The following is a 22,591-nucleotide window of genomic DNA, read 5'->3' as shown; positions in this document are numbered from 1 at the left end:
GCTGCGGGGTTCAGGTGAGGGCGCCGGACAGGGCGAGGGAGTGCAGGAAGCGCGTCAGGGTCAGCAGCACGTCCTTGCTGGAGGCCCGGCGGCGTACGTCGCAATCGATGATCGGGATCTCCGGGGCCAGGTCCAGCGCGGTGCGCAGTTCCTCGACGGGGTAACGGGGCGCGTCCGGGAAGGTGTTGACGGCGACGACGAAGGGCACGCCGCGCTCCTCCAGCCGGCCCATGACGTCGAAGCTGACCTCCAGGCGCCGGGTGTCGACCAGGACGACCGCGCCGAGGGCGCCTTCGAACAGACCGTTCCACAGGAACCAGAAGCGCTCCTGGCCGGGGGTGCCGAACAGGTAGAGCACCAGCTTGTCGGTGATGCTGATGCGGCCGAAGTCCATGGCCACGGTGGTGGCCGTCTTGGTGTCGGAGCCGTAGTTGTCGTCGACACCGATGCCCGCCTGGGTCATGGTCTCCTCGGTGGTCAGCGGCCTGATGTCGCTGACGGAACCGACCATGGTGGTCTTGCCGACGCCGAAGCCGCCCACGATCACGATCTTCGCCGCGGCCTGCGCCGTGTGCGGCAGGTGGTCCTCGGTGCGTGGGCCGGGGAGGGTGTCAGAGCCGTTGAAGTCCATGCATCACCGCTTCGAGGAGTGAACGGTCGGGGAGCGCCTGGCGGACGATCGGGGCGCGCGCCTGCACCAGTTCGGCCGTGATCAGTTCGGTGATCAGGACGGTCATCGCGCTGAACGGCAGATTGAGGTAGGCCGAGAGTTCGGCCACGGACAGAGGGGCGTTGCAGAGCCGGAGGACGGCCGCGTGTTCCGGTGGGGCGTGCCGCGCCGGGGCGGCACGGGACACGATCAGGGTGACAAGGTCCAGCTCGGCCCGTATCCCGTCCTCGGAGCCGGCGATGGTGTACAGCCGTTCCGGATTGCGGGGCGGGGGCTGACCGCCCGCCGGCGGGGCCGGCGGCCCCGGAGTGGTGGGCGGCTGGGGAGGCCGGGGCGGTTTCGGCAGGCGCCGTTTGCGTCGTGGAGGGGTCATACGGTCTGCCCGTTCCGCCGGGGCGGACTGCTGAGATGGGCGCCGATCCGGACGACGAGGTCGCGCATCATGCCGCTCATCCGGCCGGGTTCGCAGGTGACGTCGGCGAGTACGGCGAGGTAGGCGTTGTCGCCGGCGTTCATGAGGTAGAAGTAGCCGCCGTCGATCTCGAAGACGACGACCTGCATGTCACCGGCGCCGGGGAGCTCCTTGATGATGGCGCCGGCCAGGCTCTGCACCCCCGCGCAGGCGGCCGCCACGCGGTCGGCGGCGTCGGGATCGCCGCCGTAACGGGCGATGCGCAGTCCGTCCGCGGAGAGGACCACGATCATCTCGATGCCCGGCACGCCGTCGTTCAGCTGCTTGAGCATCCAGTCGATGTTGCCTCGCTGCTGGATCACTTGAGGTCTCCCTCGTCGTCGGCCCCGGTGGTGGCCTCGGTGGCGGTGTCCGAATCGTTGAGCAGGTGCACGTACTTTTCCGGGTGCCTGGTGAAGTCGGTCAGTTCGGGCCCGGTGGCGCCCTCGGGCATGCCCTTGCGCAGGCCGTTCCAGAAGTCCTCGATGCCCTGTCCGATCGGCCGCTCCATGAGCTTCTTGCGCACGGGGTCGATCTCGGGCTCGGGCTCGGGCTCGGGCTCGGGCTGGGACCAGATGGTCGGCCTGCCCTCGCGCTCGGCCCGCTCAATGGCGGCCTGTTCGGCGTAGCGCTGGCTGAGGGGGGTCTTCACCCGGCTGCGGCGCTGCGGCAGACCGCCCGCGGTCCACTCGGTGACCTCGGGGACGTCGTCCTCCATGGAGATCCCGGCGGGGATCTTCGGGCTGGTGGGGCGGCGCCTCTTGGGCGGGCGCTTGGGGCCCTCGACGGCGCCCAGTTCGCGCATCGGGATGCCGGTGGCGCCGATCCCGTGCGCGGCGCCGACGCCGGGCTCGGTGGTCGTCATCACGCGCGGCACGAAGAGGATGGCGCGGACACCGCCGTAGGCGGAGGCGCGCAGCGAGACCTCCATGTCGAACTGCTTGCAGAGCCGGCCGACGACGGCGAGGCCGAGGCGCGGGTTCTCGCCGAGGTTGTCCGCGTCGTCGCCCGCCTTGGCGGCCTCGATCGCGCCCTCGATACGGGCCCGGGACTCCTCGCTGAGGCTGACGCCGGCGTCCTCGATCTCGATGGCGATGCCGGCCTGCACCTCGGTGGCGGTGACGTACACCTTGGCCGTGGGCGGCGAGTAGCGGGTGGCGTTGTCGAGGAGCTCGGCCGCGGCGTGGATGATCGGCTCGACCGCGGTGCCCTTGATGTTGATGTTCACGATGGAGCTCAGCTCGATGCGCCGGTACTCCAGGATGCGCGACATCGCGCCGCGCAGCGTGCTGTAGAGGGAGACCGGCAGCGGCCACTGGCGGCCCGGCCGGCCGCCGCCGAGGACGGCGATGGTGTCGGCGAGGCGGCCGATCAGCGAGGTGCCGTGGTCGATGCGCAGCAGGTCGTCGAAGACCTCGGGGTTGCGGCCGTGGTCCTCCTCCATCTCCCGCAGTTCCTTGGCCTGCTGGTGGACGATGGCCTGGACGCGGCGGGCGACGCTCACGTAAGAGCGCTCGGTGGCGTCACGCATCGAGATCTCGTGGTCGGCGCCCTTCAGGGCGACGCGGAACATCTCGCGGTACTGCTCGGGCAGGCCGCGCAGTTCGGGGTCGACGTCGTAGACGTTGCGCAGCACGTCCCGCATGTGCTCGCCGGCGCGCAGCCGGAAGAAGCCGGTGGGCAGGATGTCGTCGACGTAACGGGCGATCAGCTGGTCGTGTGCGGCGATCCGGTGTTCCAGATACGCGGTGTGCCGGGCGCGTTCGGCCCGCTCCTCGCGGAGCAGACGTCCACGGCGGGCGGCCTCCGCGGCCGTGACGAGGACCAGCAGCACGGCCACCGCCCCGAGCACACCGACGGCGACCCGGGCCGACGCCGGTACCAGGGCGACGGCGGTGCCGGTCGCGGCGGCCATCACTATGGCCGGCGGCAGGAGCACGCGCGCGTAGGGACGTTCACGGCGACCGGGAGGCTTCTGAACACTCACCATGGATGCCTTCTGAGACGAATCGGCTGGGTGTCGGGAGAGCATGCGCGGGGAAGGTTGAGGGAACTGTCGGGAATGACGGCAGGATTGGGAACAGGCGCACGAATTCACCTCAACTCGGTGCGCCGCGGGCGAGCTTAGTCCGACCGGATCATCGCCGTGTCATATTCGGCAAGCACCTGAAATCGCCCGTGGGACAGGAGTAACCTCTGGTCATTTACACGGGGAGGCGCTGTTCGAACACGTTCGGTGACGGCGCACAGGCATGCGAAAGCGGCTCACCGTGGCGAGTGAAAGGAGCCCTTCACCCCGGCGCTCCGGAGCGCCGGGGTGAAGGGCGGAAGTGTCACCCTCAGGGGGGAATCTCAGCCCACCGACGAGTAGGCGACCACGCCCCGCAGCAGTTGGTCGACGGCCTTGCGCGCCGCCTTGGCCACGGTCGACCCCTGGGCGGGCGCCGCCGCCGAGATCTGCCCCAGCACGTCGATGACCTGCTTGCACCAGCGCACGAAGTCGCCGGCGGGCATCTCGGCCTCGCGCAGCACCTCGTCGAGGCCCTTCCCGGAGGCCCACATGTACGCGGCCCAGGCGAAGCCGAGGTCGGGCTCGCGCTGTCCGACGCCTTCGGTCTGGTTGATCCGGAAGTCCTCCTCCAGGGCGTCGAGCCGGCCCCAGATCCGCACCATCTCACCGAGCGCGGCCTTCGCCTTGCCCGAGGGCAGCTTGGGCGCCATCGCGTCGTCGCCGACCCGGGCCTCGTACACCAGCGCCGAGACGCAGGCGGCGAGTTCGGCCGGGGCGAGGTCCTCCCAGACCCGCTCGCGCAGGCATTCGCTGGCCAGCAGGTCGAGTTCGCCGTACAGCCGGGCGAGCCGCTTGCCGTGCTCGGTGACCTCGTCGGCCCGCAGGTAGTCCAGCTCGGTCAGCAGGGCCACGATCCGGTCGAAGGTGCGCGCGATGGTGTTCGTGCGGCCCTCGATGCGGCGCTCCAGCTGCGAGGTGTCGCGCAGCAGCCGGTGGTACCGCTCGGCCCACCGGGCGTGGTCCTCGCGGTCGTCGCACCCGTGGCAGGGGTGTGCGCGCAGCTCCGTGCGCAGCCGGGCGATCTCCCGGTCGTCGGCGGCCTGCGAGCGCTTCTTGCGGGCCCGCTCCGGCGGGATGTGCCCGGCCTTGGTGCGCAGCGCCGAGGCCAGGTCCCGACGCGACTGCGGGGAACGCGGGTTGAAGTTCTTCGGGATCCGCATCCGGTCCAGCGGCTCGACCGGCACCGGGAAGTCCATGGACGCCAGCCGCTTCACCTGCCGCTCGGCGGTCAGCACCAGCGGGCGCGGCCCGTCGTGGTGGTCGAAGCCGCGGTGGCCGTTGGAGCGGCCTGCGGGCAGACCCGGATCCAGGACCAGGGCCAGACCGGCGTACTTGCCCGTGGGCACGTGGATGACGTCGCCCGGCTTCAGCTTCTCCAGGGCGACGGCGGCCTCGGCGCGCCGCTGGCTCGCGCCCTGCCGGGCCAGTTCGGTCTCGCGGTCCTTCAGCTCGCGGCGCAGCCGGGCGTACTCCTCGAAGTCGCCGAGGTGGCAGGTCATGGAGGCCTTGTAGCCCTCCAGGCCCTCCTCGTTGCGCTGCACCTGCCGGGAGATGCCCACGACCGACTTGTCGGCCTGGAACTGTGCGAAGGAGGTCTCCAGCAGCTCGCGGGAGCGGTGCCGGCCGAACTGCTCGACCAGGTTGACCGCCATGTTGTACGACGGCTTGAAGCTGGAGCGCAGCGGGTAGGTGCGCGTGCCCGCGAGACCGGCGAGGTGCTCGGGGCTCATGCCGCGCTGCCAGAGCACGACCGCGTGGCCCTCGACGTCGATGCCGCGGCGGCCTGCGCGGCCGGTGAGCTGGGTGTACTCGCCGGGGGTGATGTCGGCGTGCTGCTCGCCGTTCCACTTGACGAGCTTCTCCAGCACCACCGAGCGGGCGGGCATGTTGATGCCGAGGGCGAGGGTCTCGGTGGCGAACACGGCCTTGACCAGACCGCGTACGAACAGCTCCTCGACGACCTCCTTGAAGGTCGGCAGCATGCCCGCGTGGTGGGCGGCGATACCGCGCTCCAGGCCCTCCAGCCACTCGTAGTAGCCGAGGACGTGCAGGTCCTCCTGCGGGATGGAGGCGGTGCGCTCCTCGACCAGGGCGCGGACCTGTTCCCTGGCCTCCTCGTCGTTGAGCCTCAGGCCCGCGTACAGGCACTGCTGGACGGCGGCCTCGCAGGCGGCACGGCTGAAGATGAAGGTGATGGCGGGCAGCAGTCCCTCGGAGTCGAGGCGCTCGATGACCTCGGGCCGGCCGGGCGTCCACACGCGCGAACGCTGTCTGCGCTCCCGCTCGCGGTCGGCCTCACGCATCGACCGGCCGCGCCTGCGGTCCTGGTACGACGGCCGGGTGGCCTCCATGCGGGCGAGCCGGGCGAGGTCGGGGTTGACGGCCTTCTTGTGGCCCTCGCCCTCCTCGAACAGGTCGTACATCCTGCGTCCGGCGAGCACGTGCTGGAACAGGGGCACGGGCCGGTGCTCGGAGACGATCACCTCGGTGTCACCGCGGACGGTGTCCAGCCAGTCGCCGAACTCCTCGGCGTTGGACACGGTCGCCGACAGCGACACCAGGGTCACCGACTCGGGCAGGTGGATGATCACTTCCTCCCAGACGGCGCCGCGGAAGCGGTCGGAGAGGTAGTGCACCTCGTCCATGACCACGTAGCCGAGGCCGAGGAGGGTCCGGGAGCCGGCGTAGAGCATGTTCCGCAGCACCTCGGTGGTCATCACGACCACCGGGGCGTCGGAGTTGACGCTGTTGTCGCCGGTGAGCAGGCCGACCTTCTCGCTGCCGTAGCGGCGGCACAGGTCGGCGTACTTCTGGTTCGACAGCGCCTTGATGGGTGTCGTGTAGAAGCACTTCTTGCCCTGCCGGAGCGCGAGGTGGACGGCGAACTCGCCCACGATCGTCTTGCCCGAGCCGGTGGGGGCGGCCACCAGCACGCCCTTCCCCTCTTCGAGGGCCTGGCAGGCTTCGATCTGGAAGGGGTCGAGGCCGAAGTCGTACATCTCGCGGAAGGACGCGAGCGCGGTGGCCTGCTCGGCTGCCCGCCTGCGGGCTGCCGCGTACCGCTCGGCCGGTGAGAGATCCTCTGTCATCGTGCTTTCGAGCGTACCGGCCCCCACTGACAACAGGACGATCATTATCCCGATCGTGTGCCCGTACCGCGTCCGGCGGTACGACGGATGCCCCCGTCCCGGGACTCGCCCGGGGGCGGGGGCATCGCGCAGCGGCTCGGTGCGGGGTGGGTCAGGTCACGTCGTCGTAGCCGTTGACCCGGTCCGTGCTCGCCTGCTCGGGCACCGCCCGGCCGGCCGAGACGGGTTCGATCTCGCCGATGTCGTCCGGCGTGAGGTCCAGCTCGGAGGCCTCGTCGTCGCCGGGGCCCTCGGCCTCGCGGCGGCGCTTGCGCTTGTCGTTGAGCAGCGAGAAGAGGACCGCGCCGAAGTACAGCACCCAGATCGGACCGGCGAGCGCCAGCATGGAGAGCGGGTCGGTGCTCGGCGTGGCGACGGCCGCGAACACCGTGATGCCGAGGATCATGCCGCGCCACCAGCCGAGCATGCGCGTGCCGGTGAGGATGCCGGTGAGATTGAGCATGATCAGCAGCAGCGGCAGCTCGAAGGAGAGACCGAAGACGATCACCATGCGCGTGACCAGCTGGAGCAGGTCGTCGAGCGGCAGCAGGTTCTTGATGTTGCCGTTCGGGGTGAAGTCGATCAGCACCTTCGCGGTGGTCGGCAGCACCTTGTACGCGAAGAAGGCACCGGCGAAGAACAGCGGGGCGCCGGTGAAGACGAAGGCGTAGGCGTACTTCTTCTCGTGCCTGTGCAGACCCGGCGCGACGAACGCCCACAGCTGGTAGAGCCAGATCGGCGAGGCGGCCACGACGCCCGCCATCAGCGACACCTGGAGCGCCAGCGTGAACGGCGCGAGAAGGCCGTTGATGGTGATCTCCGCGCACTGGTGCTTGTTGGAGGACTTCGCCAGCTGCTCGAAGGTCTCCGCGCAACCGACCGAGTCGAGGATCGGCTTGGTCAGGAAATTGATGATGTCGTTGTAGAAGAAGGCGGCGACGATCGTCACGACGACGATGGCCAGCAACGCCTTCGCGAGCCGGTTGCGGAGCTCACGGAGGTGATCCGCAAGGGGCATCCGCCCCTCGGGATCCTTCTCCTTCTTGCGGGCAGGCTTGAGCAACCCACGTCCTCATCTCGTGCGGCGGGCCGGGCGTGTCCGGCCCTGCGTCAGCGCTGGGTGGTGTCCGTCGGCTCGTTGACCGGCCGCGAGCTGGTCACGTCGCCGGGGGCCGCCTGGATGGTGCGCTGGGCCGGGGGCTGCTCGCCGGAGCTGGGGGCCTGGGCGGAGGTGTTGCCCTCTTCCTTCATCGCCTTGGCCTCGCTCTTCAGGATGCGCGCGGACTTGCCGAGCGAGCGGGCCATGTCCGGAAGCTTCTTCGCGCCGAACAGCAGGACGATGACGACGAGGATGAGAATGATCTCGGGGGCTCCGAGCCTTCCGAACATAAGTCTTTACCTTCTCACCGAGGCGGCTGTATGGGGTGCTGTCCGACCAGTCGGACATGTGTCCGATGGTCGTGCTGGCAGCGATCGTAACGCTCGGGGGTAAACGTGAGGCAATCCCCGGGCGTACTCCCAATTCCGCGGTACGGGCCTCGTTCTCCGCGCCGCGACCAGCAGCGTACCTTTCCGGACGGGCAGCATGACAGGGCGAAGTGACGCAAAGCGCGTGTGCCCCGGGACTCACAGCGACCGCTCGGCGACCCTCACAGGGCATCCGCGGCGCGGGCCGTGCTCACGGCCGCCCGCTCCAGGTCCTCGGCCGCGCGGCCGATACGGCGCGCGGAGTCCGCGACCTGCTCCCCGAGGCGCCGTGCCTCCAGGAAGACCCGGACGGCGAGCACCCCCAGGACGGCGAGACCCAGGAAACCCACGGCTACCGCGAACATCGGCCAGAACATGACGCCGAGCCTAGACCGTCCCCGCGCGGCGCACGCAGCCGACTACACCGTGGAGTGCAGCCGCAGGGTCCGTACCCCGCCGCCGGTGAGCAGCTCGACGATGCGCTCCCCCGCGGGCTTGCGCACCGAGACACCGCACTCGGGGCAGGTGAAGGAGTAGAACGTCGTCCGGCTGGTGGCGCCGATGGCGAGGCGCAGCGCGCCCGCCGCGAGTTCGAAGCGGCCCCGGCAGTCCGGGCAGCCCGCTCTGAACAGCACGGGGACCACTCTCCTCATCCCGGCGAAGGCGGCCGCCACCGTCATCTCGCTCGCACCGGACACCGGAGACTCGTCCAACACCCTCGCTCCTCCTGTCGTGGTCGTACGCCTGCGGGGCGGCCCGGAGCCGGGGCGAGGACGCGACCGGGGCCGGCCTCTTGCAAGCCGTCCCTGGCCCGCCGTCACGGGCGCGCCATGCCCGGGCCCGCCGTCTTGGCACCGGCGCGTCCCGGCGGCTCACTGCGGCTTGTCGTACCCGCCGTGCCCGTCGTCCGGCCCGGCGTGCGCGCCGTGCTCCGCCGGCGCCGGGGCGTCGTACGCCGCCAGTGCCTCGCGGGCCGCCCGGCGGGCGCTGTCGGCCAGCTCGGGCGGGGAGACGATCCGGCCGTCGCGGCCGAGCCGCAGCGCCAGCCGGCGCAGCGAGGCCGGATCGGGAGTGCGCAGAGTGATACGCAGCCCGCCGTCGGGAAGCTCATCGGCGCTGTCGTGGGGGTAGTACTCGGCGACCCAGCGACCGCCGGGGCCGACCTCGACGACGACCTCCGGGTCCTCCGCGGCCGGCTGCACCAGCCCCTCGGAGAGGTCGCGCAGCTCTATCTCGGGCGGCGCGGACGGCTCGTCCAGGATCCTGATCTCGGCGACCCGGTCGAGCCGGAAGGTGCGCCGGGCCTCGGAGCGGCGGCACCAGGCCTCGACGTAGGTGTGGCCGACGCTGACCAGGCGGATGGGGTCGATCTCGCGCTCGGTGACCTCGTCCCGGGCCGGGGAGTAGTAGCGGATCCACAGCCGGCGGCGCTCGGAGATCGCCCGGTCGACGTCGGCGAAGACCCCGCCCTCGGACTCGAAGGTGACCGACAGCCGCGAGCTGGCGCCCGCCGCCTCCCCGGCGGCGGCCTCCACCTTGGCGGTGGCCCGCAGCAGGGCCTGCCGGTCGCCCTCCCGCAGGCCGGGCAGCGTGGAGACCGCGCGGGCCGCCACCAGCAGCGCGGTGGCCTCGTCTGCGGCCAGCCGCAGCGGCTCGGCGGCCTCCTCGCCGAGCGCGGCCGGATTGTGCCACCAGATGCGCTCGCCGTCGGTGTCGATGTCCAGCAGATCGCCGCCGCGGAAACTGGTGCCGCACATGGGCAGCAGATCGAGGTCGGCGACCAGCTCGTCCTCGGTGATGCCGAACGCCCGGGCGACGTCCGCGATCCGCGCGCCGGGGCGCTCACGCAGATACGTCACCAGGGAGAGCATCCGCCGCGTCTGGTCGATGGCGTTCACGGGCCTGACCGGTTTGCCTGCCACAGTCCTGCTCCCCCTCTCAGCCCTTGGCCACGGCACGCAGCCGGTCCACCACGTCCGCGCGCAGCTCGGCCGGCTCCAGGACCGCCACGTCCGGCCCGAACTCCACCAGCCAGGCGTCCAGGCCGTGCCCGTACGGAATCTCCAACTCGTCCCAGCCGTCACCGAGTTCCCGGACCGCGGTGGCCTTCGCCCGAAGGGGGTAACCGGAGCCGGTGCGCAGCCGGATCAGCGCCGTACCGTCCGCGATCTCGCCCGCCCAGCTCGCGACGGTCTCACGCACCGTGACGACGTCGGGCACCGGCGCGGTGAAGCCGGTGCCGCGCGAGCGGACCCGCCCGGTGATCCTCGACAGCCGGAAGACGCGCTCGGCACCCCGGTCGCGGTCGAACCCGGCCAGGTACCAGTGCCCGCGCCAGCACTCCAGCGCCCACGGCTCGACGTGCCGGGGCTCGGGATGGACGGCGGAGGCCTTGCGGTAGTCGAAGACGACCGGGCGGCGGTCGCGGCAGGCCAGCATCAGCGGTTCGAAGGCGGCCTCGTGCACCGGGATGCGCGGCTCCAGCGCGCCGTGCGCCTCGTAGGGGTCGACGTCCTCGGGCAGCCCCGCGGCACGCAGCTTCTGCAGGGCGCCGCTGGCCGCGCCGGCGAGCCGGGCCTGCTGCCAGACCTTCGCAGCCAGCCCGAGGGCGGCGGCCTCCTCGGCGTCCAGGGTGATGGGCGGCAGGCGGTTGCTGTCGCGGCGGGCCAGGTAGCCGACCTCGCCGTCGAGGTTCTCCACGGTCTCGATGACCAGGCCCAGCTCGCGCAGGTCGTCCTTGTCCCGCTCGAACATCCGGTTGAAGGAGTCGTCGGACCCGGCTTCCAGATAGGCCTCGATGGACTGACGCAGCTCACGCTTGCTGAGCGGCCGGCGTGTCCCCAGCAGGCACAGCGCGAGGTTCATCAGCCGCTCGGCCTTGGCAATGGCCATCGACGCCCTTCGCTTCCCTATGGTGCTTACGACCGATGACCGTACCGCCCCAGGGTGCGGGGACAAAAGCCGAGGGCCCATGCCCGAACAGGCATGGGCCCCAGGTGATCGGATCCGGTCGGACCCGGCCCATGGACCGGGCAGGGACCGGACGGGGATCAGGCGGGGAAACCGGGGATCAGGCCCCGAGCAGGTCCACCACGAAGATCAGGGTCTCGCCGGGCTTGATCGCCGGCGTCGGGCTCTGGTCGCCGTAGGCGAGGTGGGCCGGAATCGTCAGCTGACGACGGCCGCCGACCTTCATGCCCTGCACGCCCTGGTCCCAGCCCTTGATCACACGGCCGCCGCCCAGTGGGAAGCGGAACGGGGTGCCCCGGTTCCAGCTGGCGTCGAACTCCTCGCCGGTGCTGAAGGCGACACCCACGTAATGGACGGTGACGTTCTGGCCCGCCTGCGCGACCGGCCCGTCGCCCTCCCAGATGTCCTTGATCTCGAGGTCCGCCGGGGGCTCGCCGCCCGGGAAGTCGATCTCGGGCTTGTCGATGCTCACGTCAAAAGCTCCTGCTTGTGTACGACACGAAACGCGGACAGTCTTTCATCTTCGCGGCCCTCACGCCCGCCAGCACACCCGGCGTCCCCGCCCTACATCGCCGCGAGGATGTCCACCGTGAACACCAGGGTGGAGCCCTTCTTGACGACGCCTCCGCTCGGCGGGTTGTCGCCGTACCCCAGCTCCGGCGGGACCACGACCAGGACCCGGCTGCCCACCTTCTTGCCGGTCAGCCCCTGCGACAGGCCCTTGACCGCCTGAGCCATCTGCTCGATCGCGAACTGGGCGAGCCGACCCGTGCCGTACGTCTGCTCGAAGGTCTTGCCGCTGTCCCAGACCAGCCCCTGGAACTGGCACAGGATCGTCTGATCGGCCTTGACCTGCGGACCGTCGCCCTCCAGGACGTACGCCGAGACGAGCTTCTTCGGCGGGTCCGTCTTCGGGGGGATGGTCACCTTCGGGGCCTTGCCCTTGGTGTTGGTCCCGGCGTCCACCGTCGGCAGGGAGGAGTCGTTCTGCGGCACCACCGTGCCGTGAGCGGTGCTCGACGAGTTGAACGAGTCGATCAGGTCGATGACGAAGACCAGCGTGTCGGTGCCCTTGATCCCCGCCTGCGCGTTGCCCGACGTGCCGTAGCCCCAGGTCGGCGGCACGGCGATCTGGACCCGGCTGCCGGTCTTCTTGCCCGCCAGCGCATACCGCCAGCCGTCGATGATGGTGCCCTGGGCGAGCTGCAGCACCAGGGGACGCTTGCGGTCGTAGGAGTTGTCGAAGACCTTCGCCGACGACCAGATCTGGCCCAGGTAGTTCGCCTGCACGAAGTCGTTCTCCGCGACCGTACGGCCGCCGCCCGCGATCACCGTCTTCACCGCCAGGTCCTTCGACGGCTCCCCCTGCCCCTTGGCCACGGTCGGCTTCTCACCGAACTTCGTCCCCGCCGTGATCGCCGGCAGCGGCCCGTCCACGATCTTCGGCGGGGGCGCGCTCGACACCGACGGCGACGGCGAGGCACTGGCCTTGCCGGAGCCGGACTTGTCGTCACCGCAAGCGGCGAGCGTGACCAGTCCCGCGGGGACGGCTGCGAGGAGGAGTGAACGTCGGCGCACGGCAGAGCCTCGTAATCGGTCGATCTTGTGGATGGCGTGCGCGCAACTCTACGACGCGGGAAGGGCGCCGTACGGGAAACGTACGACGCCCGTGTGGCGTTCCGGCATTTCGGAGCCCGAACGCTTGACTCGCCCCGCTTTCGCTACATTCCGGCGATCAGCTTCTCGACCCGGTCGTCCACCGAACGGAACGGGTCCTTGCACAACACGGTGCGCTGGGCCTGGTCGTTCAGCTTCAGGTGCACCCAGTCGACCGTGAAGTCCCTGCGCTGTTCCTGTGCCCGCCGGATGAAGTCGCCGCGCAGCCGGGCCCGAGTGGTCTGCGGCGGAACCGACTTGCCCTCGAAGATCTTCAAGTCGTTGCAGACCCGGGCGGCCTGACCCTTCTTCTCCAGCAGGTAGTACAGGCCACGACGGCGGTGGATGTCGTGGTAGGCGAGGTCTATCTGCGCGACCCTCGGATGCGACATCGTCATGTTGTGCTTGGCCCGGTACCGCTCGATGAGCTTGTACTTCATCACCCAGTCGATCTCGGTGCCGATCCGGTCCAGCTCCTCGGTCTCGATCGCGTCCAGCGTGCGGCCCCACAGCTCCAGGACCTGCGCGACCGTGCCCGTACGGATGCCACGGCGGTCGCAGAAGTCCACGGCCTTGTCGAAGTACTCGCGCTGCACCTCCAGCGCCGAGGCCTCCCGCCCGCTCGCCAGCCGCACCTTGCGCCGGCCGGTGATGTCATGACTGACCTCACGGATCGCCCGGATCGGGTTCTCCAGAGTGAGGTCACGCATCACCGTGCCCGCCTCGATCATGCGCAGCACCAGGTCGGTCGCACCGACCTTCAGCAGCATCGTCGTCTCCGACATGTTCGAGTCGCCGACGATGACGTGCAGCCGGCGGTAACGCTCCGCGTCCGCGTGCGGCTCGTCACGCGTGTTGATGATCGGCCTCGAACGGGTCGTCGCCGACGAGACACCCTCCCAGATGTGCTCCGCGCGCTGGCTGACGCAGTACACCGCACCGCGCGGCGTCTGCAGCACCTTGCCCGCACCGCACAGCAGCTGCCGCGTCACCAGGAACGGGATGAGGATGTCCGCCAGCCGGGAGAACTCCCCGTGCCGCGCCACCAGATAGTTCTCGTGGCAGCCGTAGGAGTTGCCCGCCGAGTCGGTGTTGTTCTTGAACAGGTAGACGTCGCCCGCGATTCCCTCCTCGTGCAGGCGTCGTTCCGCGTCCACCAGGAGTCCTTCGAGAATGCGCTCGCCGGCCTTGTCGTGGGTGACCAGTTCGATCACATTGTCACATTCGGGTGTCGCGTATTCCGGATGTGAGCCCACGTCGAGATAGAGCCGGGCGCCGTTTCGCAGAAAGACATTACTGCTGCGGCCCCATGACACGACACGGCGGAAGAGGTACCGCGCCACCTCGTCAGGCGACAGGCGGCGCTGTCCCCTGAACGTGCACGTGACGCCGTACTCGTTCTCCAGCCCGAAAATGCGGCGGTCCATGAGTGAACATTACGCCCGATCCCCTGAGCTGAAACGGGGTTCGACAGCACGATTTGGATCAGTTTCCGATGAAGCCGCAACAACCCCGCCCCGCGCGGGAGCTGCGAGGACCCGCCCGGTAGCCAGCAGGACCAGCAGCGACACCGCCCCCGCCACCCCCGGAAGCGCGAAACCCCACAGGGCACCGCCCGCCTGCACCACCGGCCCCGCCAGGCCCGTACCCACCGAGGCACCCACCGTGAACGTCGTCACGAGCCAGGAGAAGGCCTCGGTGACCGTCCCGCTCGGCGCATGCCGGTCCACGATGATGAACGCACAGGCGATGCACGGCGCCAGGAACACCCCCGACACCACACTCAGCAGCACCATCGCGAACGCACCCGGCATCAGCATCAGCGGCAGATAACACACCGCCAGAAGCGCCACGAGCACCCGCAGTCGCCGCTCCGGCGCACCCGCCCACCGCCGCGCCCCGTAACCGGCGCCACCCACCAGCGCCCCCAGCCCCAGCCCCGCCATCAGCCAGCCGTAGACCGCGTCACCCCCGTGCCGGTCCGCGTACGACACCGACGCCACCGTGATCGAACCCAGCGCGATCCCCACGAACAGGAACGCACCCAGCAGCGCCAGCAGACCCGGCGAACGCAGCGCACCCAGCCAGTGCGCCTCACGCGGCGCCGAACGCCACGCGCGCGAGGGCGCCGACACCACCACCGACAGCGCACCCAGCACACCGAGCACGTTCAGCACCAGCAGAGCCGCACGCTCGTCCCACAGCGACACGCACAGCGTGACCAGCAGCGGGCCCACCGTGAACATGATCTCCTGCGCCACGGCATCCATGGCGTACGCCGTGTGCACCTGCTCCTCACGACGCAGCACCGACGGCCACAGCGCCCGCAGACCACCCTCCAGCGGCGGCGCGAACAGCCCCGCCGCCGCGACCGCCCCGTACGCGAGCGGCAACGGATCCACCCCCGTGAACGCGAACACCGTCATCGACACGGCCGCCAGGACCGCCGCGGGCAACTGCACACGCGGCTGGCCGTACAGGTCCACCAGCCGGCCCAGCACCGGCTGACCCACGGCGTTCGCCACGCCGTACACCGCCGCCAGCCCGCCCGCGAGAGCGTACGTACCGCCCTGGGCACGGACGAACAGCACCAGGGCGATCGCGGCGGTCGCGTTCGGCAAACGGCCCACCAAAGTGCCGGTGAGCAGCCGCAGCGCATGCCGCGCCCGCAGGATCTCCAGATATCCCGTGGCCATCTGCTGCCCTCCAGCGACTCCACCGCGGCGTCGCGACGCCTGACGTTTTACGTATAACTTCCTCATCCATACGTACCATGTGCGCTGTTCACACGTCCAGACGAACGACCACACCCCAAGGAGCAGACCCCCGGTGGCACGCAGCAGCACGCGCCCGACCAGCCGTGACGTCGCCCACGCGGCCGGGGTCTCCCAGGCAGCCGTCTCCCTCGTCCTCGGCGACAAATGGCGCGGCCGCGTCTCCGAGGCCACCGCCGAACGCGTCCGCGAAGCCGCACGCGACCTCGGCTACCGCCCCAACCTCGCCGCCCGCAACCTCCGCCTCGGCCACACCCGCACCGTCCTCCTCGTCGTCCCCGCCCTCACCACCGAATTCTTCGCCGGCGTCTACACCGGCGCCGCACGCATCGCCGCCGAACACGGCTTCGGAGTCGTCCTCTACCCCTCCCCCGAAGGCATCGGCCCCGCCCGCGACCCCTTCGCCTCCGCCCAGGCCGCCCTCGACGGCGTCATCGCCTCCTCCATGGCAGCCGACGCCCTCACCGCCATCCGCGGCGACCAACTCCCCCTCGTCATGCTCGACAGCGACCCCCACGGCAGCCTCGGCGCCGCCACCGTCAACCTCGACATCGCCGACGGCGTACGCCAAGTCGCCGAACACCTGCTCGACCTCGGCCACCGCCACGTCCTCCACCTCGCCGCCGACGTCCCCTCCTGGACCTTCGACGTACGCGCCAGAGAACTCGCCGCACGCATGGCGACCGTCCCCGGCACCCGCATCCGCACCGCCCGCGCCCCCATCTCCATCGACGGAGCACTCACCGCCACCGAGGCCGCCCTCACCACACGCGGCCCCCGCCCCACCGCCGTCATCTGCGACGACGACAAACTCGCCGCCGGCGCCTACAAAGCCCTGCGCCGCCTCGGCCTGCGCATCCCCAACGACATCTCCGTCACCGGCGTCGACGACCTCGGCCTCGCCACCGCCATCGACCCCGAACTCACCACCGTCCGGCTCGACGCCGAACAGTTCGGCGAACGCGGCATGCAAGCCCTCCTCGCCGTCCTGGAAGGCCGCGAGCCCGACGGCGGCGACATCCCGGTGGAACTCGTCGTCCGCGCCTCCACCGCCCCACCACGGGCCCACTAGACACCCACACACGCCGTGTGCCCCGGCCGCAACGGCGGCCGGGGCACACGAACAGAACAGAGCAGCGGACCACTCCCGGGCTACTCCTCCTCGGACTCCTCCGAGCCCTCCGCCTCCACCGCCGCACCGTCCGCCTCCAGCAGACGGCCCAGCCGACGCCCCACGATCCGCTTGAACTTGCGCTTCTGCGGACGCGTACGGTCCAGCACCGCCACCTCCAGGCGCTCCGCGGGGATCTCCCGCTCACTGCCGTTGGTGTCCCGGGACAGCGCCTGCACCGCCAGCTTCAGCGCCTCCGCCAGCGACATCCCGTCCCGATGACGCTGGTCCAGGAAACTGCTGATCTGCTCCGCATTGCCACCCACCGCGACCGAGCCGTGCTCGTCCACGATCGACCCGTCATGCGGCAGCCGGTAGATCTGGTCGCCCTCCGGGGTCTCCCCGACCTCGGCCACCACCAGCTCCACCTCGTACGGCTTCTCCGCGGCCGACGAGAAGATCGTGCCCAGCGTCTGCGCGTACACGTTCGCCAGACCCCGCGCGGTGACGTCATCACGGTCGTACGTGTAGCCACGCAGATCCGCGTAGCGCACACCACCGATCCGCAGATTCTCGTACTCGTTGTACTTACCGGCCGCGGCGAAACCGATCCGGTCATAGATCTCGCTGAACTTGTGCAGCGCACGGGACGGGTTCTCACCGACGAACACGATGCCGTCGGCATACTGCAGCACGACCAGGCTGCGGCCCCGGGCGATGCCCTTGCGGGCGTACTCCGCCCGGTCGGCCATGGCCTGCTGAGGTGAGACATAGAACGGCGTCGACACCGGTTATCCGTCCCTTTCTGTCATGGTCACTGGATCACCTTGAAAAGAACCGGGGGCCCGCCCTCAGAGCAGGGCGGCCTTCGGACCGTCGGGCTCCTCCAGACGCCGCTGGAGCACCGCACGCGACAGCTCGGAGGACTCCTCCTCCGTCAGCCGGCGGAAACCGTCCTCGGTGATCACGGTGATGATCGGGTAGATCCGGCGGGCGACATCGGGACCACCGGTCGCCGAGTCGTCGTCAGCCGCGTCGTACAGAGCCTGGACCACCAGCGTCGTGGCCTGCTCCTCGCTCAGATCCTCACGGAACAGCTTCTTCATCGCACCACGCGCGAAGATCGAGCCGGAACCCGTCGCCGCGAAGTTGTGCTCCTCCGAACGGCCGCCCGTGACGTCGTACGAGAAGATGCGCCCCCTCTCCCGGTCCACGTCGTACCCCGCGAACAGCGGCACCACGGCCAGACCCTGCATGGCCATGCCCAGGTTGGAACGGATCATCGTCGACAACCGGTTCGCCTTGCCCTCCAGGGACAGCTGAGCACCCTCGACCTTCTCGAAGTGCTCCAGCTCCAGCTGGAAGAGCTTGACCATCTCCACGGCCAGACCGGCGGTGCCGGCGATACCCACCGCCGAGTACTCGTCCGCCGGGAACACCTTCTCGATGTCCCGCTGGGCGATCATGTTGCCCATGGTGGCCCGACGGTCACCGGCGAGCACCACGCCCCCGGGGAACGTCACGGCCACGATGGTCGTGCCGTGCGGCGCCTCGATCACCCCCTGCGTGGGCGGAAGCTGCCGCTTGCCGGGCAGCAGCTCGGGCTGGTGCTCGGAGAGGAAGTCCATGAAGGAGGAGGATCCTGGCGTCAGGAAGGCAGCTGGTAGACGCCCGGTGCCACGAGTATTGGCTTCCACGAGTTTCCTTCCAGGTAAGAGGCGGCCCGGCGAACGGCGTCGGGATCGTCCCCCAACTTGCCGATGGCCGAATTGCAGTTGAAGCACAGTACGCCACGGACCCTACCCGTCTCGTGGCAGTGATCCACATGTACGGCCGGAGCATTCAGGCAGATCACACAGAGTCCGCGCTGGGCGGCGACCATGGCGTCACGCTCGGCTTCGGTGAGGCCGTAGTTCCGCTTCAGGTGATCGGCACGCCCCTGGGCCGCACGGCACGCCTTGCATCGCGTAGCGAGGCCGTCGGACGCCGTCGCGTTCTTGTGCCACTCGCTGTGAGGCTTGACCTCGCCGCACGTCCGACAGAGCTTGTGCCCGGCCGGGACGTCGACCTTCTCCCGGACCGGCTTACCCACGGTCTCCCGGCGGCGCCGGTAGTGCGCGGCGCTGTACGCCGCCACGCACTTCCGGCAGTACACCTGGAGGCCGTCACGCCGATTCCTGTCCCGCGCGAATGCCTCACGAGACTGGGCTCGCCCGCACTTGCCGCATTCCTTCGCGTCCGGTTCCTCAGCCACCGAATCCCCCCGCGACTTTCAATTCGAAGGCAAAGTGACCGATTCGCCTTTACTCCCCGCCTTTTTGCACGAATGAGCGCACGAAATCCTCGGCATTTTCCTCGAGTACGTCGTCGATCTCGTCCAGCACCGAGTCCACGTCGTCCGACAGCTTCTCGTGCCGTTCCTTCAGGTCCTCCGAGGCCTGCGCGTCCTGCGTCTGCTCCTCGACCTGTTCCGTCGAGTGCGTGGCCTTCTGCTGACCGCCGCCGGTGTCCTTGGTTGCCATAACCCTCACCCCGCTCAGTTCGCCTGCCGATCGGTGATGATCAGACCCTACAAGCCGGGTCCGACATCGGCCCCGCAGTTTCCTCAACCTGCGGGGGCCACCTCGATGATTCCCGGGCGGCGGGATTTCCACCCTGCCCGCCCGGGGCGGTACGAGTACCCGCTGATCGCGCTCATCCGCCCGACAGGACCCTGACCAGGTCTTCCGCGGTGCGGCAGCGGTCCAGCAGCTCCTTGACGTGATTTCGCGTTCCGCGTAGCGGTTCCAGGGTTGGGACGCGCTGGAGGGAGTCCCGGCCCGGGAGGTCGAAGATGACGGAGTCCCACGAGGCCGCGGCGACGTCGTCGGCGTACTGCTCCAGGCAGCGGCCGCGGAAGTACGCGCGGGTGTCCTCCGGTGGCTTCGTGCGGGCCCTGTCGACCTCGGACTCGTCCAGGAGGCGCTTGATGCGTCCGCGGGCCGCCAGGCGGTTGTAGAGGCCCTTCTCGGCGCGTACGTCGGCGTACTGGAGGTCGACGAGGTGGAGGCGGGCGGCGTCCCAGTCGAGGCCGTCGCGGCGGCGGTAGCCCTCCATGAGTTCCCGCTTGGCGACCCAGTCCAGTTCGCCGGCGAGGCTCATGGGGTCGTTCTCCAGGCGGGTGAGGGTGTCCTCCCAGCGGGTCAGGACGTCCTTGGTCTGGTCGTCGGCGTCGGCGCCGTAGCGCTCCTCGACGTACTTGCGGGCGAGCTCGAAGTACTCCATCTGCAGCTGGACGGCGGTGAGTGTGCGTCCGCTGCGGAGGGTGACGAGGCGCTGGAGGGAGGGGTCGTGGGAGACCTGGTGGAGGGTGCGGACGGGCTGGTCGACGGCGAGGTCCACGGCGATGAAGCCGTCCTCGATCATGGACAGGACCAGGGCGGTCGTGCCCAGCTTGAGGTAGGTGGAGATCTCGGAGAGGTTGGCGTCGCCGATGATCACGTGGAGGCGGCGGTACTTCTCGGCGTCGGCGTGGGGCTCGTCGCGGGTGTTGATGATGGGGCGCTTGAGGGTGGTCTCCAGGCCGACCTCGACCTCGAAGTAGTCCGCGCGCTGGCTGAGCTGGAAGCCGTGTTCGTGGCCGTCCTGGCCGATGCCGACGCGGCCTGCGCCGGCGAAGACCTGGCGGGAGACGAAGAAGGGCGTGAGGTGGCGCACGATGTCCGAGAAGGGGGTTTCCCGCTTCATCAGGTAGTTCTCGTGCGTGCCGTAGCTGGCGCCCTTGTTGTCGGTGTTGTTCTTGTAGAGGTGGATGGGCTGGGCGCCGGGGAGCTGGGCGGCGCGTTCGGCGGCCTCGGCCATGATGCGTTCGCCGGCCTTGTCCCAGAGGACGGCGTCGCGGGGGTTGGTGACCTCGGGGGCGCTGTATTCGGGGTGGGCGTGGTCGACGTAGAGTCGTGCGCCGTTGGTGAGGATGACGTTGGCGAGGCCGATGTCCTCGTCGGTGAGCTGGCTGGCGTCGGCGGCTTCCCGGGCGAGGTCGAAGCCTCGGGCGTCTCGCAGCGGGTTCTCTTCCTCGAAGTCCCAGCGGGCCCGGCGGGCCCGGTGCATCGCCGCCGCGTAGGCGTTGACGATCTGGGACGAGGTGAGCATGGCATTGGCGTTGGGGTGGCCGGGGACGGAGATCCCGTACTCCGTCTCGATGCCCATTACTCGCCGTACGGTCATGCGGCCCTCCTTGCCCGGCGGCACCCTCGGTCGTGGGCGCCGCTCGCGTACCGCTGGCGCTCCGGTGCGTGTGCGGTGCCCGTCCCCGCACTGCGCGTTTCGGCGGTAGGACGAGCCTAGAACGCCTTTGCGCTGGTGGGGAGATCATTTGCGTCATTGGCTGCTCCGGTCGTGGCCGGAAAAACAGTCGGCTGCGGGTACCCCGGTGAGGGCACCCGCAGCCGCCCTGCTTTTACAGGTACTGACCGGTGTTCGCCACCGTGTCGATGGAGCGTCCGGTGTCCGCGCCCTGCTTTCCGGTGATGAGGGTACGGATGTAGACGATCCGTTCGCCCTTCTTTCCGGAGATTCGGGCCCAGTCGTCCGGGTTGGTGGTGTTGGGGAGGTCCTCGTTCTCCTTGAACTCGTCCACGCAGGCCTGGAGGAGGTGGGAGACGCGGAGGCCCTTCTGGCTCTTTTCGAGGAAGTCCTTGATGGCCATCTTTTTGGCACGTCCGACGATGTTTTCGATCATGGCGCCGGAGTTGAAGTCCTTGAAGTAGAGGACTTCCTTGTCGCCGTTGGCGTAGGTGACCTCCAGGAAGCGGTTCTCCTCGGATTCGGCGTACATCTGCTCGACCGCGGTCTGGATCATGCCCTGGACCGTGGTGGACTTGTCGCCGCCGTGTTCGCCGAGGTCGTCGGCGTGCAGGGGGAGGCGTTCGGTGAGGTACTTGCCGAAGATGTCCTTGGCCGCTTCGGCGTCGGGACGCTCGATCTTGATCTTCACGTCGAGCCGGCCCGGGCGCAGGATGGCGGGGTCGATCATGTCCTCGCGGTTGGAGGCGCCGATGACGACCACGTTCTGCAGGCCTTCCACGCCGTCGATCTCGGCGAGGAGCTGGGGGACGATGGTGTTCTCCACGTCCGAGCTGACGCCGGATCCGCGGGTGCGGAAGAGGGATTCCATCTCGTCGAAGAAGACGATGACGGGGGTGCCTTCGCTGGCCTTCTCGCGGGCGCGCTGGAAGACGAGGCGGATCTGCCGCTCGGTCTCGCCGACGTACTTGTTGAGGAGCTCGGGGCCCTTGATGTTGAGGAAGAAGCTCTTGCCGGCGGCCTGGCCGGTGACCTCGGCGACCTTTTTGGCGAGCGAGTTCGCGACGGCCTTGGCGATGAGTGTCTTGCCGCAGCCGGGGGGGCCGTAGAGCAGGACGCCCTTGGGCGGGCGCAGCTCGTGCTCCCGGAACAGGTCGGGGTAGAGGTAGGGCAGCTCGACCGCGTCGCGGATGGCTTCGATCTGGTTGCCGAGGCCGCCGATCTGCTCGTAGCCGATGTCGGGGACTTCTTCGAGGACGAGTTCTTCGACCTCGCTCTTGGGGACGACCTCGTAGACGTAGCCGGAGCGGGGTTCGAGCAGGAGGGCGTCGCCGGGGCGGATGGTGACGTCCAGCAGCGGCTCGGCGAGCCGCACCACCCGCTCCTCGTCGGTGTGCCCGAGGACGAGGGCGCGCTCGCCGTCCTCGAGGATCTCCTTGAGGGTGACGATGTCGCCGACGCTCTCGTATTCCATGGCCTCGACCACGTTGAGCGCTTCGTTGAGCATGACTTCCTGGCCGCGCCGGAGGTCGTCGAGCTCGACGCTCGGGCTGACGTTCACCCGGAGTTTGCGTCCGCCGGTGAAGATGTCGGCGGTGCCGTCCTCGTTGGCCTGCAGGAAGACTCCGAAGCCGGCCGGTGGCTGGGCGAGCCGGTCGACTTCTTCCTTGAGGGCCACGATCTGGTCGCGGGCCTCGCGGAGGGTGTTGGCCAGTCGTTCGTTCTGGGCGGACACGCCGGCCAGGTTCGTCTGCAGCTCGACGATCCGCTCTTCGAGAATCCTCGTGTGTCGCGGAGAGTCGGCGAGCTTGCGGCGCAGGACGGCGATCTCCTGCTCAAGGTAGGCGATCTGCCCGGCCGGGTCGTCGGACCCGCGTCCCGGGCGGATGCCGCGGTTCATGTCGTCGTCGTGGGCTGCCACGGTCCTCACCTCCTCCAAGGGGAGCTGGACGCTTCCAGACCCTACCTGGGTGGGTGTCGATTGAAACCCCTAGATCACCAAGACTGTC

The 22,591-nt window shown here is 69.5% G+C and carries 22 protein-coding genes; 1 reads left to right on the top strand and 21 read right to left on the bottom strand.

From position 1 onward, the window contains the following. Positions 1-10: 10 nt before the first annotated feature. The 15 genes from AB0N17_RS11900 to AB0N17_RS11830 all read right to left on the bottom strand — a co-directional run bounded on the left by AB0N17_RS11900 (position 11) and on the right by AB0N17_RS11830 (position 15,109). Positions 11-631: an ATP/GTP-binding protein gene (locus AB0N17_RS11900; RefSeq protein WP_366011056.1), complete on the bottom strand. Its 621-nt coding sequence runs from the start codon at positions 629-631 to the stop codon at positions 11-13. Continuing rightward, the gene (locus AB0N17_RS11895; protein WP_366011055.1) at positions 612-1,043 is read right to left on the bottom strand and encodes a DUF742 domain-containing protein; all 432 of its coding nucleotides are present in this window, start codon (positions 1,041-1,043) and stop codon (positions 612-614) included. The genes AB0N17_RS11900 and AB0N17_RS11895 overlap by 20 nt, the downstream gene beginning before the upstream one ends. After that, on the bottom strand, positions 1,040-1,444 hold the full coding sequence (locus AB0N17_RS11890) for a roadblock/LC7 domain-containing protein (RefSeq protein ID WP_366011054.1): 405 nt from the start codon (positions 1,442-1,444) through the stop codon (positions 1,040-1,042). Before AB0N17_RS11890 ends, AB0N17_RS11895 begins: the two co-directional genes overlap by 4 nt. Beyond that, positions 1,441-3,111: an ATP-binding protein gene (locus tag AB0N17_RS11885; protein WP_366011053.1), complete on the bottom strand. Its 1,671-nt coding sequence runs from the start codon at positions 3,109-3,111 to the stop codon at positions 1,441-1,443. The genes AB0N17_RS11890 and AB0N17_RS11885 overlap by 4 nt, the downstream gene beginning before the upstream one ends. Before the next feature lie 362 nt (positions 3,112-3,473). Next, positions 3,474-6,326: a DEAD/DEAH box helicase gene (locus AB0N17_RS11880; protein WP_366011052.1), complete on the bottom strand. Its 2,853-nt coding sequence runs from the start codon at positions 6,324-6,326 to the stop codon at positions 3,474-3,476. Positions 6,327-6,432: 106 nt separating this feature from the next. After that, positions 6,433-7,383, bottom strand: coding sequence for a twin-arginine translocase subunit TatC (tatC, locus tag AB0N17_RS11875; protein WP_366011051.1), 951 nt, complete (start codon positions 7,381-7,383; stop codon positions 6,433-6,435). Between the two features lie 47 nt (positions 7,384-7,430). After that, positions 7,431-7,709, bottom strand: a complete 279-nt coding sequence (gene tatA / locus AB0N17_RS11870) for a Sec-independent protein translocase subunit TatA (RefSeq protein ID WP_366011050.1) — start codon at positions 7,707-7,709, stop codon at positions 7,431-7,433. A gap of 260 nt (positions 7,710-7,969) precedes the next feature. After that, positions 7,970-8,164, bottom strand: a complete 195-nt coding sequence (locus tag AB0N17_RS11865) for a hypothetical protein (RefSeq protein ID WP_366011049.1) — start codon at positions 8,162-8,164, stop codon at positions 7,970-7,972. A 42-nt stretch (positions 8,165-8,206) separates the two neighbouring features. Next, entirely contained in the window at positions 8,207-8,467 is a 261-nt protein-coding gene (locus tag AB0N17_RS11860) for a hypothetical protein (RefSeq protein WP_366011083.1), read from the bottom strand. Between the two features lie 192 nt (positions 8,468-8,659). After that, positions 8,660-9,709 (bottom strand): WYL domain-containing protein, encoded by a 1,050-nt coding sequence (locus tag AB0N17_RS11855; protein ID WP_366011047.1) that lies wholly within the window; start codon positions 9,707-9,709, stop codon positions 8,660-8,662. 16 nt (positions 9,710-9,725) lie between these two features. After that, on the bottom strand, positions 9,726-10,679 hold the full coding sequence (locus AB0N17_RS11850) for a WYL domain-containing protein (protein ID WP_366011045.1): 954 nt from the start codon (positions 10,677-10,679) through the stop codon (positions 9,726-9,728). Positions 10,680-10,857: 178 nt separating this feature from the next. Next, complete coding sequence (locus AB0N17_RS11845; RefSeq protein ID WP_366011044.1) at positions 10,858-11,229, bottom strand: FKBP-type peptidyl-prolyl cis-trans isomerase; 372 nt, start codon at positions 11,227-11,229, stop codon at positions 10,858-10,860. 92 nt (positions 11,230-11,321) lie between these two features. Further along, positions 11,322-12,335 carry an FKBP-type peptidyl-prolyl cis-trans isomerase gene (locus AB0N17_RS11840; RefSeq protein ID WP_366011043.1) on the bottom strand — a complete coding sequence of 338 codons (1,014 nt, stop codon included), beginning with the start codon at positions 12,333-12,335 and terminating at the stop codon, positions 11,322-11,324. A gap of 143 nt (positions 12,336-12,478) precedes the next feature. Next, positions 12,479-13,840, bottom strand: coding sequence for a Pup--protein ligase (gene pafA / locus AB0N17_RS11835; RefSeq protein ID WP_366011042.1), 1,362 nt, complete (start codon positions 13,838-13,840; stop codon positions 12,479-12,481). Between the two features lie 9 nt (positions 13,841-13,849). Next, positions 13,850-15,109, bottom strand: coding sequence for an MFS transporter (locus tag AB0N17_RS11830; protein WP_366011082.1), 1,260 nt, complete (start codon positions 15,107-15,109; stop codon positions 13,850-13,852). A 133-nt stretch (positions 15,110-15,242) separates the two neighbouring features. On the opposite strand from AB0N17_RS11830, the gene AB0N17_RS11825 reads away from it, so the two are divergent. Beyond that, positions 15,243-16,259 (top strand): LacI family DNA-binding transcriptional regulator, encoded by a 1,017-nt coding sequence (locus tag AB0N17_RS11825; protein WP_366011041.1) that lies wholly within the window; start codon positions 15,243-15,245, stop codon positions 16,257-16,259. A gap of 80 nt (positions 16,260-16,339) precedes the next feature. Here the strand turns inward: AB0N17_RS11825 and prcA are convergent, their stop codons facing one another. From prcA to arc, 6 genes are all read right to left on the bottom strand, one after another. Continuing rightward, a complete protein-coding gene (prcA, locus tag AB0N17_RS11820) occupies positions 16,340-17,086 on the bottom strand; it encodes a proteasome subunit alpha (protein ID WP_366011039.1) in 747 nt (248 codons plus the stop codon). Positions 17,087-17,149: 63 nt separating this feature from the next. Beyond that, positions 17,150-17,995, bottom strand: coding sequence for a proteasome subunit beta (prcB, locus tag AB0N17_RS11815; RefSeq protein ID WP_366011038.1), 846 nt, complete (start codon positions 17,993-17,995; stop codon positions 17,150-17,152). Next, positions 17,947-18,552, bottom strand: a complete 606-nt coding sequence (locus AB0N17_RS11810; protein ID WP_366011037.1) for an endonuclease VII domain-containing protein — start codon at positions 18,550-18,552, stop codon at positions 17,947-17,949. Before AB0N17_RS11810 ends, prcB begins: the two co-directional genes overlap by 49 nt. Positions 18,553-18,601: 49 nt before the next feature. Beyond that, complete coding sequence (locus tag AB0N17_RS11805; protein ID WP_366011036.1) at positions 18,602-18,820, bottom strand: ubiquitin-like protein Pup; 219 nt, start codon at positions 18,818-18,820, stop codon at positions 18,602-18,604. A 172-nt stretch (positions 18,821-18,992) separates the two neighbouring features. Next, complete coding sequence (dop, locus tag AB0N17_RS11800; protein ID WP_366011035.1) at positions 18,993-20,504, bottom strand: depupylase/deamidase Dop; 1,512 nt, start codon at positions 20,502-20,504, stop codon at positions 18,993-18,995. A 232-nt stretch (positions 20,505-20,736) separates the two neighbouring features. Continuing rightward, positions 20,737-22,503 (bottom strand): proteasome ATPase, encoded by a 1,767-nt coding sequence (gene arc, locus AB0N17_RS11795; protein WP_366011034.1) that lies wholly within the window; start codon positions 22,501-22,503, stop codon positions 20,737-20,739. Positions 22,504-22,591 lie beyond the last annotated feature (88 nt).

It is taken from the genome of Streptomyces sp. NPDC051133, assembly GCF_040682635.1.
In the GTDB taxonomy this organism is placed as follows: Bacteria; Actinomycetota; Actinomycetes; order Streptomycetales; family Streptomycetaceae; genus Streptomyces.
The sequence above is the reverse complement of the archived record's forward strand: the minus strand, read 5'-3'. Positions and strand labels throughout refer to the sequence as shown.